Origin of the sequence: Brumimicrobium glaciale, assembly GCF_004152935.1 — a bacterium.
GTDB lineage: Bacteria > Bacteroidota > Bacteroidia > Flavobacteriales_D > Crocinitomicaceae > Brumimicrobium > Brumimicrobium glaciale.
This window is the reverse complement of sequence record NZ_SETE01000003.1, coordinates 317,919-331,798: the sequence shown is the minus strand read 5'-3', so window position 1 is coordinate 331,798 and position 13,880 is coordinate 317,919. Positions and strand designations below refer to the sequence as shown.

Annotated in this window: 15 protein-coding genes; 8 read left to right on the top strand and 7 right to left on the bottom strand. The window is 33.7% G+C overall.

Annotated features, from left to right (window positions below):
• Positions 1-68 precede the first annotated feature (68 nt).
• On the top strand, positions 69-1,289 hold the full coding sequence (locus ERX46_RS08670) for a metallophosphoesterase (RefSeq protein ID WP_130093467.1): 1,221 nt from the start codon (positions 69-71) through the stop codon (positions 1,287-1,289).
• Positions 1,290-1,754: 465 nt separating this feature from the next.
• Here the strand turns inward: ERX46_RS08670 and ERX46_RS08665 are convergent, their stop codons facing one another.
• Together ERX46_RS08665 and ERX46_RS08660 are read right to left on the bottom strand one after the other, a co-directional pair.
• On the bottom strand, positions 1,755-2,273 hold the full coding sequence (locus tag ERX46_RS08665) for a hypothetical protein (protein ID WP_130093466.1): 519 nt from the start codon (positions 2,271-2,273) through the stop codon (positions 1,755-1,757).
• Between the two features lie 22 nt (positions 2,274-2,295).
• Positions 2,296-2,709, bottom strand: a complete 414-nt coding sequence (locus tag ERX46_RS08660) for a hypothetical protein (protein ID WP_130093465.1) — start codon at positions 2,707-2,709, stop codon at positions 2,296-2,298.
• A gap of 329 nt (positions 2,710-3,038) precedes the next feature.
• On the opposite strand from ERX46_RS08660, the gene ERX46_RS08655 reads away from it, so the two are divergent.
• Positions 3,039-3,815: a patatin-like phospholipase family protein gene (locus ERX46_RS08655; RefSeq protein WP_130093464.1), complete on the top strand. Its 777-nt coding sequence runs from the start codon at positions 3,039-3,041 to the stop codon at positions 3,813-3,815.
• Between the two features lie 256 nt (positions 3,816-4,071).
• On the opposite strand, the gene ERX46_RS08650 is transcribed toward ERX46_RS08655, so the two are convergent.
• Complete coding sequence (locus ERX46_RS08650) at positions 4,072-4,842, bottom strand: RNA polymerase sigma factor (RefSeq protein WP_130093463.1); 771 nt, start codon at positions 4,840-4,842, stop codon at positions 4,072-4,074.
• A gap of 326 nt (positions 4,843-5,168) precedes the next feature.
• Here ERX46_RS08650 and ERX46_RS08645 point away from each other — a divergent pair, with 326 nt between their 5' ends.
• Together ERX46_RS08645 and ERX46_RS08640 are read left to right on the top strand one after the other, a co-directional pair.
• Complete coding sequence (locus ERX46_RS08645) at positions 5,169-6,041, top strand: OmpA/MotB family protein (protein ID WP_130093462.1); 873 nt, start codon at positions 5,169-5,171, stop codon at positions 6,039-6,041.
• Positions 6,042-6,246: 205 nt separating this feature from the next.
• Positions 6,247-7,059, top strand: coding sequence for an ice-binding family protein (locus tag ERX46_RS08640; RefSeq protein ID WP_207214146.1), 813 nt, complete (start codon positions 6,247-6,249; stop codon positions 7,057-7,059).
• 336 nt (positions 7,060-7,395) lie between these two features.
• Here the strand turns inward: ERX46_RS08640 and ERX46_RS08635 are convergent, their stop codons facing one another.
• Positions 7,396-7,647, bottom strand: coding sequence for a M48 metallopeptidase family protein (locus ERX46_RS08635; RefSeq protein ID WP_242494555.1), 252 nt, complete (start codon positions 7,645-7,647; stop codon positions 7,396-7,398).
• A 377-nt stretch (positions 7,648-8,024) separates the two neighbouring features.
• Between ERX46_RS08635 and ERX46_RS17590 the strand changes: the two genes are divergently transcribed.
• The 4 genes from ERX46_RS17590 (at position 8,025) to ERX46_RS17825 (ending at position 10,150) form a co-directional block, all read left to right on the top strand.
• Positions 8,025-8,165, top strand: coding sequence for a hypothetical protein (locus ERX46_RS17590; protein ID WP_207214145.1), 141 nt, complete (start codon positions 8,025-8,027; stop codon positions 8,163-8,165).
• Positions 8,166-8,233: 68 nt separating this feature from the next.
• A complete protein-coding gene (gene ltrA, locus ERX46_RS08625) occupies positions 8,234-9,646 on the top strand; it encodes a group II intron reverse transcriptase/maturase (RefSeq protein ID WP_130093460.1) in 1,413 nt (470 codons plus the stop codon).
• A 197-nt stretch (positions 9,647-9,843) separates the two neighbouring features.
• Positions 9,844-9,945: a YjbQ family protein gene (locus tag ERX46_RS17830; RefSeq protein ID WP_317127191.1), complete on the top strand. Its 102-nt coding sequence runs from the start codon at positions 9,844-9,846 to the stop codon at positions 9,943-9,945.
• 73 nt (positions 9,946-10,018) lie between these two features.
• Positions 10,019-10,150, top strand: a complete 132-nt coding sequence (locus ERX46_RS17825) for a YjbQ family protein (protein WP_317127186.1) — start codon at positions 10,019-10,021, stop codon at positions 10,148-10,150.
• 35 nt (positions 10,151-10,185) lie between these two features.
• Here ERX46_RS17825 and ERX46_RS08615 read toward each other — a convergent pair whose 3' ends face one another.
• Genes ERX46_RS08615 through ERX46_RS08605 form a run of 3 tightly spaced genes read right to left on the bottom strand, consistent with a single transcriptional unit; the run spans position 10,186 to position 13,880 of the window.
• Positions 10,186-10,920: an ABC transporter ATP-binding protein gene (locus tag ERX46_RS08615; protein ID WP_130093459.1), complete on the bottom strand. Its 735-nt coding sequence runs from the start codon at positions 10,918-10,920 to the stop codon at positions 10,186-10,188.
• 4 nt (positions 10,921-10,924) lie between these two features.
• Entirely contained in the window at positions 10,925-11,713 is a 789-nt protein-coding gene (locus ERX46_RS08610) for an ABC transporter permease (RefSeq protein WP_130093458.1), read from the bottom strand.
• Positions 11,714-11,726: 13 nt separating this feature from the next.
• Positions 11,727-13,880 carry a glycosyltransferase gene (locus ERX46_RS08605; RefSeq protein WP_130093457.1) on the bottom strand — a complete coding sequence of 718 codons (2,154 nt, stop codon included), beginning with the start codon at positions 13,878-13,880 and terminating at the stop codon, positions 11,727-11,729.

Genomic DNA, 13,880 nt, shown 5'->3' with positions numbered 1-13,880 from the left:
AAAGTGGAGGTCTTTTTTAAATTAACATTTTGGTAGGGTTTGTATTTGGGGTAAAAAAACTAAGCGCAATGAAAAAAGTTTCTCTTTTCCAGATTATCTTGTTGTGTTTGGCAATTTTATTGATTGACATTACAGCTTTTTATTGGTTGCAATCGATAACGCGACTTATAGATTCACCAATTTTAAGGACAGTCATTAATGTTCTGTTTTGGCTTTTTACTTTTGGTCTAATTACCTCGATTCTTGTGTTGAAAATCACTTTGGATAATATTAATCCAATACGAAAACAAAAGCTTATTTCAAGATTTTATGGCTTGGGTATTTTGTCCTTTGCTCCAAAATTAATTTTCGTAATCGTGATCTCAATTCTTTATTTCACTAATTTTCTATTTTCAAAAAGTGAATCTTTTCTTTTTATAGCGATTGTTGGACTACTTTCAGGATTCCTTCCATTTTTCGTTATTCTTTATGGAATTCTTAAAGCGCTTTATAGGTTTAAAGTTTATCATGAGATTATATCCTCCAAATTATTGCCGAAATCTTTTGATGGATTAAGAATTGTTCAAATCTCTGATTTACATCTTGGTAGTTTTAATTATAAATACAAAAAACTAGATTCCGCAATTGAAAAAATAAATGCTTTACAACCAGATTATATCGTTATGACCGGAGATTTAGTTAATAATTACGCTGTAGAATTAAGGGGTTGGGATAACGTTTTTAATCGTTTAAAATCTAAAGAAGGTAAATATGCCATTTTAGGAAATCATGATTATGGAGATTATAGTGAATGGAAAACTCCCAAAGCAAAGCAGAAAAACTTTGAGTTAATTCAGCACTTTTATAAAAAGATTGATTTCAAATTATTGATGAATGAAGCAGAAGTTATTTCCAAAAATGGTGAAGAAATAGCATTAATTGGTGTTGAAAATTGGGGGAAACCACCTTTTAAACAATACGGAAATCTAAGAAGGGCTTTACTCAAAGTAAAAGATATTCCGTTCAAAATCTTGTTGTCTCACGATCCCACACATTGGACAGAAGAAGTGATTGATAAAACGGACATTTCTTTAATGCTAGCAGGACATACGCACGGAATGCAAGCTGGCTTTCAATATAAAAATTTGAAATGGAGTCCGATAAAATATAAGTTTAAACATTGGGCTGGATTGTACAAACACAACGAGCAATATTTGTATGTGAATAGAGGTTTAGGTTGGTTAGGATTTCCAGCTAGAATTGGAATGCGACCTGAGATTACTTTGATAGAACTGGTGGATAATGGTTAATTATTAATTTTGGGTTATCAAGCTAACTCCTAATTATTTAAAAAGAGATTCCTCGTCGTTTCACTCCATCGGAATGACAGGTTTTCGTTGGCTTGGGTGGGGTAAAATTTGCTCAAGCGAAGCTTGAGCAAATTTTACCCCAAAGACTTCTCTACGAACTGTCATTCCGATAGTTGAGAAAATCTTAGATTTTAACAACTGAGGAATCCCTTCTTCCTTTTTGCTAAAGTTTAACTCTAGATAAAATTAATCAATGCAATTATCGGCTGTATTATTGAAAAAACACATCGTTAAAATTAGGGATTAAGGACCTATATTGGTGGCCCAATATTAATTTTTAATGATTAACGTGGTGATGGTTGATATTTATTTGTTTCTGAAGTATGATTGTCGTTTATAACCCGCCAAAACTACGTTTTAAAATGAGTTTTGGCGGGTTATAATAAGTTAATGACGACTTTTTGTTTAACGTAACAACGGGTTTAATTTCTTAATAATCCTATCGGAAAAACTCGGTACATTTTCTATTATTGAAGCTCCAGTGATTGCGTCTGCGTTTTTCATTTTCTCTAGTCCATTCCACGATGTAGTTAGCATCACCATTCTGTCTTTTAAACTTATATTATTCTCAATAAACGATTGAACAATTTCTGTTGGTTTGCCAGCTTCCCATCTGTGCAGAATAAGGATTGCATCAAAGTCAGTAATGTCTTTTGTCGTTAAATTCTTAATAGGAATTACCTCAACTATAACAGAAGTCGATTTATAATGATCTATGATTAGTCCTTTAATCGAATCCTTAAAAGGACTATTTGATGCGGCAATTAAAAGCTTGCCTTCTAAGCTAAGTGATTTAACATCCTGTTTCTTGATAATTTCTTTCGAAAAATCCTGATTGTACCAATATAAGTAGAGTAAAGACGCACAAATCAATATAATTAAAGAGGTCTTTTGTCTATAATTTACTTTTTTCTTTTTGTCCATTCGTTCTAATATTAGTACCTCGTTAATAGATGTAATAAATTACTGATGAAATTAAGAGTATCGACCATAAAGCTGTTCTCATCCAATTTTTAGTCACTAATTTGGAACATGCATTTTCAATTGGTTTATTATTATCGATACTAAAATGCAAGGGAACAAATATTTTAAAAGTCATTATCCAAAGTGAAACAATAATTAGCATGCTTAAAATGGTGTACCAGTTTTGTGCTTGGAAAAGTTGAATAATTGCGATAATGATTTGCGAACACATCAAAGGCATCACAACTATGGAGAATCGCTTCGTGTATTTTCTGTGCCATTTGTATAAGTTTTCTTTAGAATAATAGCCAAAACTTGGGTAAATAATCAATTGAACTATCCATATTAGAATGAATAAACCAAAATCTATAATTAAGCGAGATAAATCTAAAGTCATTATAATTTATTTTCTATTAAGGTAAACTAAAATAGTCATAATGGGCGAATCAACAGTCCGCTCTTTCAAACAACAAAACTAAGAATTAATATAGAACAACTTTTAAGGTTTAAAAAGCTGTTTAATGTCTATTGTTTTTCTTGAATTTTGGAAAGAAACTTTCCTTATTTTCAACAATCGAAAAGTGGTAAGAATGAAAGTACAGGAGTTGTTTCGAATCATTCAACTGTTAAATGACCACAGTCATTTTAAGATTAATCCTGAAATCGTAGTTTTATGATTTTTAAACTTTTAATGTTAAATTCGTTTTCATTAAAAAATAGCATAAAATGAATATTGGATTAGTTCTCTCTGGAGGTGGAATGAGAGGTGTTGCACATTTAGGCGCAATTAAGGCCCTTGAGGAGCACAATATTTACCCCACTCATATCGCTGGCGCAAGTGCTGGTGCAATTGTAGGTGCATTATATGCTCACGGATACGCTTTTGATGAAATGTTAGAACTTTTTAAATCGGTAAAATTATTGGATTACAAAAAGTATGCATTAAATAAGCCTGGATTTATAGATGCTGAAAAGTTTTATGATGTTTTCAAGGAAAAACTACCTGATGATAACTTTAGTGCACTTAAAAAAAAGTTATTCATTACCGCCACCAATATTACTGAAGGAAAACTTGAAGTTTTTAGTAAGGGCGAGCTCATAAAACCTGTGTTGGCTTCCTCCGCTTTTCCTGGATTAATCTCACCAATAAATTTCAATGAAGCGTTATATATTGATGGTGGCGTACTCAATAATTTCCCTGTTGATCTTATAAAAGAAGATTGTGATGTGGTAATCGGTGTTTACGTAAATCTTTATGGTTCGGCATCTACTAACGATTTCAAGCACTTTTACAATGTTATAGAACGCGCTATAAATATTAACATCGCCAAAAGTGATGAAGCAAAGTTTGCAGATTGTGATATTGTAATTGCTCCAAAAAAATTGACTCAATTTGGGTTATTTGATAAAAATAATATTGATGAAATTTTTGAAATAGGATACAATGATATGATTAAAGCACTTAAAAGTATAGACCTAAAATCTCTCTTTCCGGAGCTTTAAATTTAGGGTAAAAGGGTTGTTTTTAATCCTCTTTTCGAATAAATTATAACTGAACTCTTGACGTGAATAATAATTTTGTTTTTCAGCTTACTGAAACAGCTACTATTTCTCTTATTACTTGCTTTTGGAAGTGATAAATAGTTTTAAACAGATGAATTAGTCGGTTTTTAACGATATTTAAAATCCGCCAAAACTCAATTTTAAATTGAGTTTTGGCGGATTACATTTGTTCTGATCCTTAATGAATGTTCACTATTTAACTTAATGAATACCTGTTCAATAAACTCTTTTGCAATGTTTCTCTAGCATCATTTAAAAGGTTGGCAACCTCTTTCTCTGTGCAACTTCTTACTTGCGCAATTTCATGTAAACTTAACATCTGTTGCGTTGAAAGCTCAAATACAGTTTGCATTGGTAAAGTCAAATTATGCAACACCATTTGTATATGTTTATCAATGGACTCTTGATTTAAATTTCTATCAATTTTCTCAACAAATTCATTCTTACCACCTTCAATAAACACATGGTTTAAGGTGTAGTCATTTTTCTTGTAGGAGATGTCGTCCAATTCTTCAATCATCATTAAATCTCCATCACCGTCAGTACTAAACTCTTCCTCCATGGCGTCCCATTCAGGCTTTGAGTAGTCGTCGATATTCTTAAAGAAAAAGTCATTAAATTCTTCTTCAACTATTACGTCTTCGAGTAATTCATTGGTTTTTTTAAAGATCCATAAATAGAAATCCTTGTCATCTTTGAGCTCTTCAATATGGTCATAAACTTCAATGAAAAGCTGATTATAGAAGTCACCCGCCTTATATTTACCTTTCGGAAGATTCCCTTTTTTCATCGCAGAAGTGATTCTTCCATTGATGTAATTCTTAACTTCTGGAAGAATTTTTAGTAATTCTTCATTGAAAGATTCCTTGTTGTTTTCCTTTTTTAGTTTAACAAGTTGACGAAAAGTTATCTCAACACGTGAGCGTAAGATTTTCTGATTTTGAGTATGTGAAAGTTCTGAATTCATCTGATTTGATTTTAAAATGTTTAATCCTATTCTTTAAACTTACAACTTTATGCTAGATTAAAAAATGATAGATGTCATTATGTGAACTTTATGTTTTTAGATTTTTCTGCAATCTGCTTCAGATAGTTGTTTTATCGTTTGTATTATTGCCTCAATAATTTAGAACTGGTCTACATTGTTCAGGTTCAGTAAATAGTATTGCTTTTATGAATTTTAAATTGTAACTTTTAGTTTTTGAGATAACTATTTTGTCTCGACATTTGATTAGTAATTATTAACACTAATATCGGTTTAATATGTCTAGATTGGTATTAAAATTTAAAACTATGAAAAAACTAAAATTTGTATCTTTTCTACTATTTGGCGTGTTGCTTTCCTCTTGTGTAAGTCAGAAGAAATACACTGCAGCTTTGAACCAAACAGAATCTCTCGAAACTAAATTAAACAATTGTAATGATGAGTTAAAAGAGAGTAACAATCAGCGGTTGGTGTTGGAATCTGATTTATCCAATGAACGAAACAAAAGCCAAAATCTCAACCAGCAAATGGAGTACTTTAAAAGTACAAACACCAATCTATTAGATCAATTGTCTGTGCTTTCGGTGGTAAGTAAATCTGGAGCTGAAAGTATCAAAAAATCTTTAGAGGCTTTAAATGAACAGAATAAGTACATTAAAGATTTAACGAGTTCTATGCAAAGAAAAGATTCCATCAACTTGGCGTTGGTGATGAATCTTAAACGTTCTTTAGATAATTTTGATGATGAAGATATTTCTATCGAAGTGAAAAAAGGAGTCGTTTATGTTTCTATTTCAGATAAAATGCTTTTCAAATCTGGAAGTTATAAAGTAAGTACACAAGCTGAAGAAGTATTGGGAAAAATTGCTAAAATTATCAATGATCACAAAGAATTAGATATTCTTGTGGAAGGACATACTGATAATGTTCCAATTGCTACAGACTGTATGACTGACAACTGGGATTTAAGTGCAAAAAGAGCGACTTCAATTGTGAGACTAATGCAAACTAGATTTGCAGTTGACCCAGCGAGAATGACAGCAGGAGGACGTTCTGAGTTCGTGCCAAAAACAACAAACGAAACAGCCAAAGGAAAAGCTACGAATAGAAGAACAGAAATAATTATTTTACCGAAGTTAGATCAGTTCTTTAAGCTACTGGAACCGCCGGTGGGGAAATAAGTAATTGTTTATATTATTGCAGAAGCACAAACTAATGGTTTGTGCTTTTGATTTTTAGTAAACTAGATTATAGATTTTAATGTTATTAAAGTATAAATAGATTTTACTATTAGTGTTTGCTAATTTAAAAAGATTCAACTTTACTATGTGAAATGATTCACAACTGAACGCCAGTAGCGCAAGTTAAATTTTTACAGATATGAAAATGAAAACAATATTGACAACAATTGCTTTAACGGCTGTTGTTATTGCAGGTTGTTCAAAAGATGACAATAAACCAAATCCTTCCGAACCTTCAGGAGGTGGGTCTAACACGAATGTAATTACAGCACAAACGACAGAGCATCTTCCTGTGAATCTTGCATCGGCAGGGAACTATGTAATACTAGCAGGATCTCAAGTTTCAAATGTACCAACATCGGCTATTACAGGAGACATAGGATTAAGTCCAGCAGCGGGTTCATTTCTTACAGGGTTCTCTTTGGTTTTATCTACTGATGGAACATCGTCAACAGCTGCTGAGGTAACAGGTTCTTTGTACGCATCAAATTATACAAGTCCAACGCCATCTGTTTTAACATCAGCAAAAGGAGATTTAACGACAGCTTATAATGACGCAGCGGGAAGAACAGCTACAGATATGGTGCTTTTAGCAGGAAATATTGGTGGATTAACACTTACACCAGGTCTTTATAAATCTAGTGGTTCTCTTGAAATTTCCTCAGGTGACTTAACTATAGACGCATTAGGTAATCCAAATGCGGTGTTTATTATACAGATAGCATCTGCGCTTAACGTAACATCAGGTAGACAAGTTATTTTGAGTGGAGGAGCATTGGCTTCTAATATTTTTTGGCAAGTAGGTACTTCAGCAACTTTAGGAACAACATCTGTTTTTAAAGGTAGTATTCTAGCAGATCAATCTATATCATTAAAGACTGGAGCAACAGTTGATGGTAGATTATTGGCAAGAATAGCAGCTGTGAGCCTAGAAGGGAATACTGTGGTAGAGCATTAGAATATTTTTACTAATTGTAAAAGGCACGTTAGAAATAACGTGCCTTTTTTGCTTTTTAGGAAAATGGTTTTAATTAATTTCTCATGAGTACGGGTAGGGACGTTTTGCAAACACAAAAGAGGTGAAGGTTTTTCAAAGTGAGAAAAAGAGAGGAGAGCAGAAGAAAAAAACCAGAGTAGAATATATGATATTTTTATCTATCATCAGCTTACTTACGGGGTGTTAATGATGGATGTAACTGACATCATTAATGTTATTCAAAGAGATAAAATGTTTTTTTTGTTTTTTGAGGAATATATTATTTCAGAGTGAGAAAGAGGTGGAGTTAAAGTCCAATCACACCATCAATTTCTCTAACCTAATCTTCGTCTTTCTCCAATCAGGATAAAGCTTCTCCAACAACTCATAAAATGCTTTACTATGGTCATGATGCACCAAGTGACATAGTTCATGCACCAAAACATATTCGATACACTTTTTCGGTGCTTTAATGAGCTCTAGATTAAGATGTATTCCGCCATTTTTTATCACAACTTCCCCAACGTTTGTCCATCCATCTGTGTTTAAACCTTGATGATTGCCTATCAAATTGTGCTGTTATGGTTTTATTCTTTTCGTATAAATCATTGAAGATCTGATTACTTCGTTAGAAATAAAACTTGAAGAATTAAAAAAGAAAAACGCAAAATTACAGAAGTAAGATTTTGGAATTTAGAGAGGTAATGAATGAGCCTGTGTTGTAAATCAATGCAGGCTTTTTTGTTGTGTGCCGTGCATGGTAATTAACTAGGTGATGAAAGTTCACTATGGGGGTTTGTGATCGCCAACCATTAGCTGAAGACAAGGGTGTCCATCGCGAGGTGGAATCTGAAGGAAGTTGGAAGCAAAACTCTGCCCCGAGGAATACGAATCATATTAGGCATAACCGTTGGGATGAGACTCCAACACATGTCAAAGTCCAAAGATTGCACAGACAACGGGATGTAAATATGGCGGGGACATGGAGTGAAAGTGAATTACCTTACCACGGGAGGTCTGATAGACGTGTGAAAACAAAGTATGAAGCACGGACAACAGTTGCTGTCAGGAGTCAGCAGAAGCCATAGTACTAAGTGTCGACTACATTTAGGAAGGGTAGAACTCGATTAGATGTGTAGTAAATGACAGTTACTTAATGAAAGGAAGAAAGCAGAAAATCTTTGAAAAATCAAAGACCTCTAAACAAAAGAATAGGACGGAATCCGAAGGCTATGTTGGAGGGCAGACTTTCATGTGGATAACCGAAAACAACCGCATCAACAATCCAAATGAAACAGGATATGATTTATTAGAAATGATACTATCTCCTACGAATCTTAATTTAGCTTACAAAAAGGTAAAGCAAAATAATGGAGCCTCAGGAGTTGACGAGATGAAAGTCGAATCGCTTAGCGATTATCTTGTCCAACATAAAGATAGTCTAATAGAAAGTATACTGAACGGTAAATACCGCCCCGATGCGGTACGCAGAGTAGAGATACCGAAAGATGGAGGTAAGAAGCGAAATCTGGGTATTCCCACGGTAGTGGACAGAGTAATCCAGCAGGCCATATCTCAAGAACTAAGTAAACTTTACGAACCCCAATTTTCGGCTCATAGTTTTGGGTTTAGACCAAAACGCAATGCTCATCAAGCACTGGAAAAGTGTAAGAAGTACATATCAAAAGGTTATAATTACGTTGTAGATATGGACTTAGAAAAGTTCTTTGACACAGTAAATCATAGCAAGCTGATAGAACTGCTTTCACGAGCAGTTAAAGATAATCGAGTTGTGTCGTTGATACATCATTATCTAAATGGTGGTGTTCGAGTAGGTCAAACTTTTGAGCCAACTAAAGAGGGAGTACGACAGGGCGGACCATTGAGTCCATTGTTGAGCAATATTATGCTCAATGAATTGGACAAAGAGTTAGAGCATAGAGGACATAAATTTGTTCGATATGCAGATGATTTTCTGATTTTATGTAAGAGTAAGCGAAGTAGTAATCGAGTAATGGAAAGCATTACAAACTTCATAGAAAACAAGCTATTCTTGAAAGTCAATCGTGAAAAGAGCCAAACTACATCAATCCGAGGGGTTAAATTTCTTGGGTATTCCTTTTATAAATTTAGAGGTGAGTGTAGATTAAGAGTTCATCCTAAAAGTATCGCCAAGATGAAAGCCAAGTTAAAAGAGCTAACATCAAGGAGTAACGGATGGGGAAATGAGAGACGTAAGGAGTCTTTATCCCAATATATTAAGGGTTGGATTAATTATTTTAAGTGGGCTGATATGAAGAGTATTCTACTTCGTATAGATGAATGGTATCGCAGGCGACTGCGGATGGTAATTTGGAAACAATGGAAACGAATAAGAACCAAAATAGCCAATCTCATCAAGCTCGGAGTTAAGAAATCGAAAGCGTATGAGTGGGCAAACACAAGGAAAAGTTATTGGCATACGTCCAAGAGTTTTATCTTGTCAACTACGATTACAAGAGAGCGTCTGAAAGTATCGGGTTATGTCTTTCTCTCTGATTATTACCTAAAAGTGAGGATTGTAAATTGAAGAACCGCCGTGTACCGAACGGTATGCACGGTGGTGTGAGAGGACAGCTAGGGAAATAATCCCTAGCTTCCTACTCGATTTGGGATTGTTGGATGTAGTTTAAAGAAAGTACTTCATTGAGAGTTGTTAGGGACGCTTTGCAAAGCATACATGCTAATGCATGGGTTTTGCGCAAATACAAAACTAGAGCTTTACAGGTGTTCATTAAGCATACGTCAGCAGGATTAGCAATTAATGAAAATGCAGATCCAACAGTTCGTGTGGACTTTGTGAGACACTTTAACAAATTTGTTCCATAAAATGCACCTGTCAAATAAACGTGATTATGAATGGAGTGGCGATTTGTAAGCGCATATAAAATCATCTTTATAGGTGCGTTCTGTTCAAATACCAACTAGGAATGGCGCTTTAAACTTAGGAACCTGGCAAGACATTTATTTTCGTGAACACAGAAATCATGGAGGAACAAGAAGACTAGTGTTGACTGCGATGGGGACGAGTTAGGAGAGGGTCATTGAATGAAATTCATTCATCTTTAGTCATTCTAGTTCTTCATACATTGCTAAGGCTTTTTCTGTTTCACCGAAAAATATCAATTCTCCTTTGTGTAATAAAATTGTACGATCACAATGTTCCTTAATGACACCTGTACTGTGTGAAACGATAATTGAGGTTCTATTTTTTAGCCAGTTTTGTTTTAACGCTTCTGTTGCTTTCTTTCTAAATTTATTATCACCTACAGCAAAAACCTCATCTAAAAAGATGATATCAGCTTTAGCAAAAATTGCAATAGAAAAAGATAAACGCTGAATCATACCACTTGAAAAGTATTTGATTTTAGTGTCCTTAAAATCTTCTAATTCTGAAAACTCTAGTATTTCATAAAAAAGTTCATCAATTTCACTGATTCGCAATCCTAGAGTTGAACCATTGACATAAATATTTTCGCGTGCCGTTAATTCGTGGCTAAATCCAACACCCAAATTCAATAATAAGGATGTACCGTTTTTAATGACTTGACCTCCTCGATCAGGAATAAAAGTCCCTGACATTATTTTTGTTAGTGTTGATTTTCCACTTCCGTTTCTACCGATTACACCAATGGTTTCACCAGCGTGTATTTCTAAATTGATTTCCTTTAATGCCTTTATTGTTTTTACCTCATTCTTTTTGTAAAAATTGATTAATCGATCTCTTAAAGTTGAGAACGATTTGCTAGAAGTTCTAAATGTTTTACTAACGTTTGATAGTTGTATAGATATTTCTTTATTCATATTATTATAATAATTCAGACGCTCGTTTACCAAAAACTCTTAATAAAATTAAACCTAAAAATAATGCGATAATTGCATGTGCAAAGTTTATTAATACCAGTGTAAAATCAGGTTTGATATTATACATTACTACATCTCTGAAGGTTGATATATAGCCAAACAAAGGATTTAAGTAGCTGATGTATGGGATGTTGTTTTTCAAAGCCTCGAAGCTTAAAAAGATAGGGGAAAGCCACATTAAAAACTGTGAAATTAATGGCCAGAACTGATTGATGTCTTTAACCTTTAAGTAAAGATTTGAGAGAATTAAGGCTACACCAAAGCAAAAAATAAATAAGGATATGAATATTAAAGGAAAGTAAATTAAGTTCCAACCTAAATCAATTCCTCCAATAATTAAGAAAAGGATTAGTATGAAGAAATTAAAAGCAAACCCTAAAGAAGCACTAATTAAACTCGCTAGATAAATTTCTATTTTAGACATATTGGAGTATTCGTATAAATACTTTTTCGTCTTAAGAATATTGATTAACCCTCCAGTAGTTTCAACAAAAAACTGCCATACAATGATACCTGCAAACAAATAAATAGCGAAATTTTCGATATTATTTCGCATGACTATTTTAAAGGCAATAAAATATATTGCCAATTGCATTAGTGGTTTGAGTAAGGCCCACAATAGTCCCAGTCTATTTTCATAATACCTGAGTTTAAATTCAATTTTTGCCAGAAGCCAAATTCGTTCCCAACGATTTTTCTTTGTCAATTGTGCATTAGCTGCATTGCTTCCCATAATAAACTATATATTATTTGTTTAATTTGTTATAAATTTTCTTTGCCAAAAATCGCATTGTAGGATTTTTCTTAACTATTTGTGCTAATCTCAAAGAAGAAAGTTTTGATCCTTTCGATAAATTCAATGGCCATGTTGGATTGTTGAAATGTATACCAGTACCATTGTGATTCAGCAGGTTGGATATTTCAGTTCCGTATCTCCCGAATAAATCTTTGTGCTTTTCGCTTATTTTTCGGTAAAGATACAATTCTTTATTTTTTGTAAATGACTGGGCCATTGAGTTTTTTCTAATGCGATATTGCCACCATAATTCAGGAAATGAAAGTCCTCGAGCTCCATTTTTCACCATTGAAATTACACTGTCATAATCTTCCATACCATACACAAGATTTGGATCGTTTTGACCAAAGGAAAGGAAATCTTCTTTCTTATACACTAAGGCACTGCTATTAATCATGTTGTGAGTCAGTAAATAGGGTGGTTCAGGATTAAATGTTGGCCAGATATCGGTACTTTCTCCAAAATACTGAGCCCAACAACCTATGAAACTGACATTATTATAGTGCTTTAGTACCTCAATAGCTCTTTCATAGTATTCTGGACTGACTGTATCATCAGCGTCTAAAAATGCTAAATAATCACCTGTAGACTTCTTCGCTCCAAAATTACGAGCAAGCGACAAACCTTGATTTGGTTTGTTGTATATTGTTATTGATTTATCTTCCTTTAATTTTTCAAGAACTTTAATGCTGTTGGGATCTGTAGAACCATCATTAACGATGATTATTTCAACGTCTTCAACTGTAATTTTCTTGAGTGAATGTATAGTGTCCATTATAAACTCTCCCAAATTATAATATGGAATAACAATACTCATTTTTGAGTTTTCGAAGAGTTCTTGATTATGTTGTGATCGTTGAACTGTTTCAATAAAATAGAAACTATCCTCCTGCTTATCGTTACTCATTAATTCAGAAAGTAATTCTAATTTTTCAATGTATACTGTTTCATAATTAGTGTTCACCTCAATAGCATTTTGTGCTTGAACACCTATTTCCTGAACTTGTTCCTTAGGGAGTTGTAATATTTTTTCAAGTGTTTTAGTAAAGTCACCATTTAAACCATGTTGGAAAATGAAACCATTTTTATCATGATTGATAATTTCAGTATGACCACCATTCTCAGAAGCTAAAATTATTTTCCCTAATGCCATCGATTCTAATACGGCATAAGGTAAATTATCTACGATACTCGGTGTTATTATGACATGTGCTTTTTTGAGTCTCTCCTTTAATTTTTCTGGTGGCATATTCCCCTCAAATTTAATTAGATCCTTTTTGATATAGGTTGAATATCGTTTTTTCACATAATCAATCATATCCTCTTGAAAAGGATAGAAGAAATGGAGTCCTCCTCCTATAATCGTCAATGGCTTATTGAAACCATTATCCCACATTTCTTTTAGATAAGAAAGCATTTCGAGACATCCTTTTTGAGGAGTTAGCTTTCCAAAGAAGACTAAATCTCCTTCATCATATGTTGGGATTTCACCAGAAGACCAGTTGTTTCTGTATGGATTAAAAACGCGTATAGGATTTTTTTCCTTAAGATTCATTCGTGAATCAAGTTGGTCAATCAGGTATTGTGAAGGGGACAGTACCAAATCTGCCATTCGAATAGATGCCTTTTCAAACTCGCCCGTCCAATACTCAGGGAAATTGTAATAGGGAACCTGGTTATAGTCTAAATACAAAAAGCTTGGCGCATGCATGGTTAATACCACCTTTAGGGCTTTAAATAAAGGGTAGAACAGTGCTTTTTTTTGAAGAATATAGTATCCAATACCCAAATAATCTTGCGTTTCTAGAATGTCAGGAACTCCAGACTGTTGCATTTCTAATTCTACAATATTGGCGAACTCAAGTCCTAACCTGGCATCATGACCAAGAGCGCTTCCAATCTTCACCTGATTAGGGTTAAAACGAATGAGCGTAATATTCTCTTCAACTTTTTCTTTCGAAACTTTATTTACTGAGTAATCATTAACAAACACGGTTACTTCGTGCTTCTTTTCACTAAACATTTTTGCTGTGTGCCAACAATAAGTGCTAATTCCTCCGCCATGAATAGGAGGGAACTCAGTAGTAATTAACCAATACTTCAT

Excerpts from the sequence above, each read along its gene's own strand:
- ERX46_RS08670 (WP_130093467.1), top strand. The coding sequence starts at position 69 with ATGAAAAAAGTTTCTCTTTTCCAGATTATCTTGTTGTGTTTGGCAATT.
- ERX46_RS08665 (WP_130093466.1), bottom strand. The coding sequence starts at position 2,273 with ATGGACAAAAAGAAAAAAGTAAATTATAGACAAAAGACCTCTTTAATT.
- ERX46_RS08660 (WP_130093465.1), bottom strand. The coding sequence starts at position 2,709 with ATGACTTTAGATTTATCTCGCTTAATTATAGATTTTGGTTTATTCATT.
- ERX46_RS08655 (WP_130093464.1), top strand. The coding sequence starts at position 3,039 with ATGAATATTGGATTAGTTCTCTCTGGAGGTGGAATGAGAGGTGTTGCA.
- ERX46_RS08650 (WP_130093463.1), bottom strand. The coding sequence starts at position 4,842 with ATGAATTCAGAACTTTCACATACTCAAAATCAGAAAATCTTACGCTCA.
- ERX46_RS08645 (WP_130093462.1), top strand. The coding sequence starts at position 5,169 with ATGAAAAAACTAAAATTTGTATCTTTTCTACTATTTGGCGTGTTGCTT.
- ERX46_RS08640 (WP_207214146.1), top strand. The coding sequence starts at position 6,247 with ATGAAAACAATATTGACAACAATTGCTTTAACGGCTGTTGTTATTGCA.
- ltrA (WP_130093460.1), top strand. The coding sequence starts at position 8,234 with ATGAAAGGAAGAAAGCAGAAAATCTTTGAAAAATCAAAGACCTCTAAA.
- ERX46_RS08615 (WP_130093459.1), bottom strand. The coding sequence starts at position 10,920 with ATGAATAAAGAAATATCTATACAACTATCAAACGTTAGTAAAACATTT.
- ERX46_RS08610 (WP_130093458.1), bottom strand. The coding sequence starts at position 11,713 with ATGGGAAGCAATGCAGCTAATGCACAATTGACAAAGAAAAATCGTTGG.
- ERX46_RS08605 (WP_130093457.1), bottom strand. The coding sequence starts at position 13,880 with ATGAAGTATTGGTTAATTACTACTGAGTTCCCTCCTATTCATGGCGGA.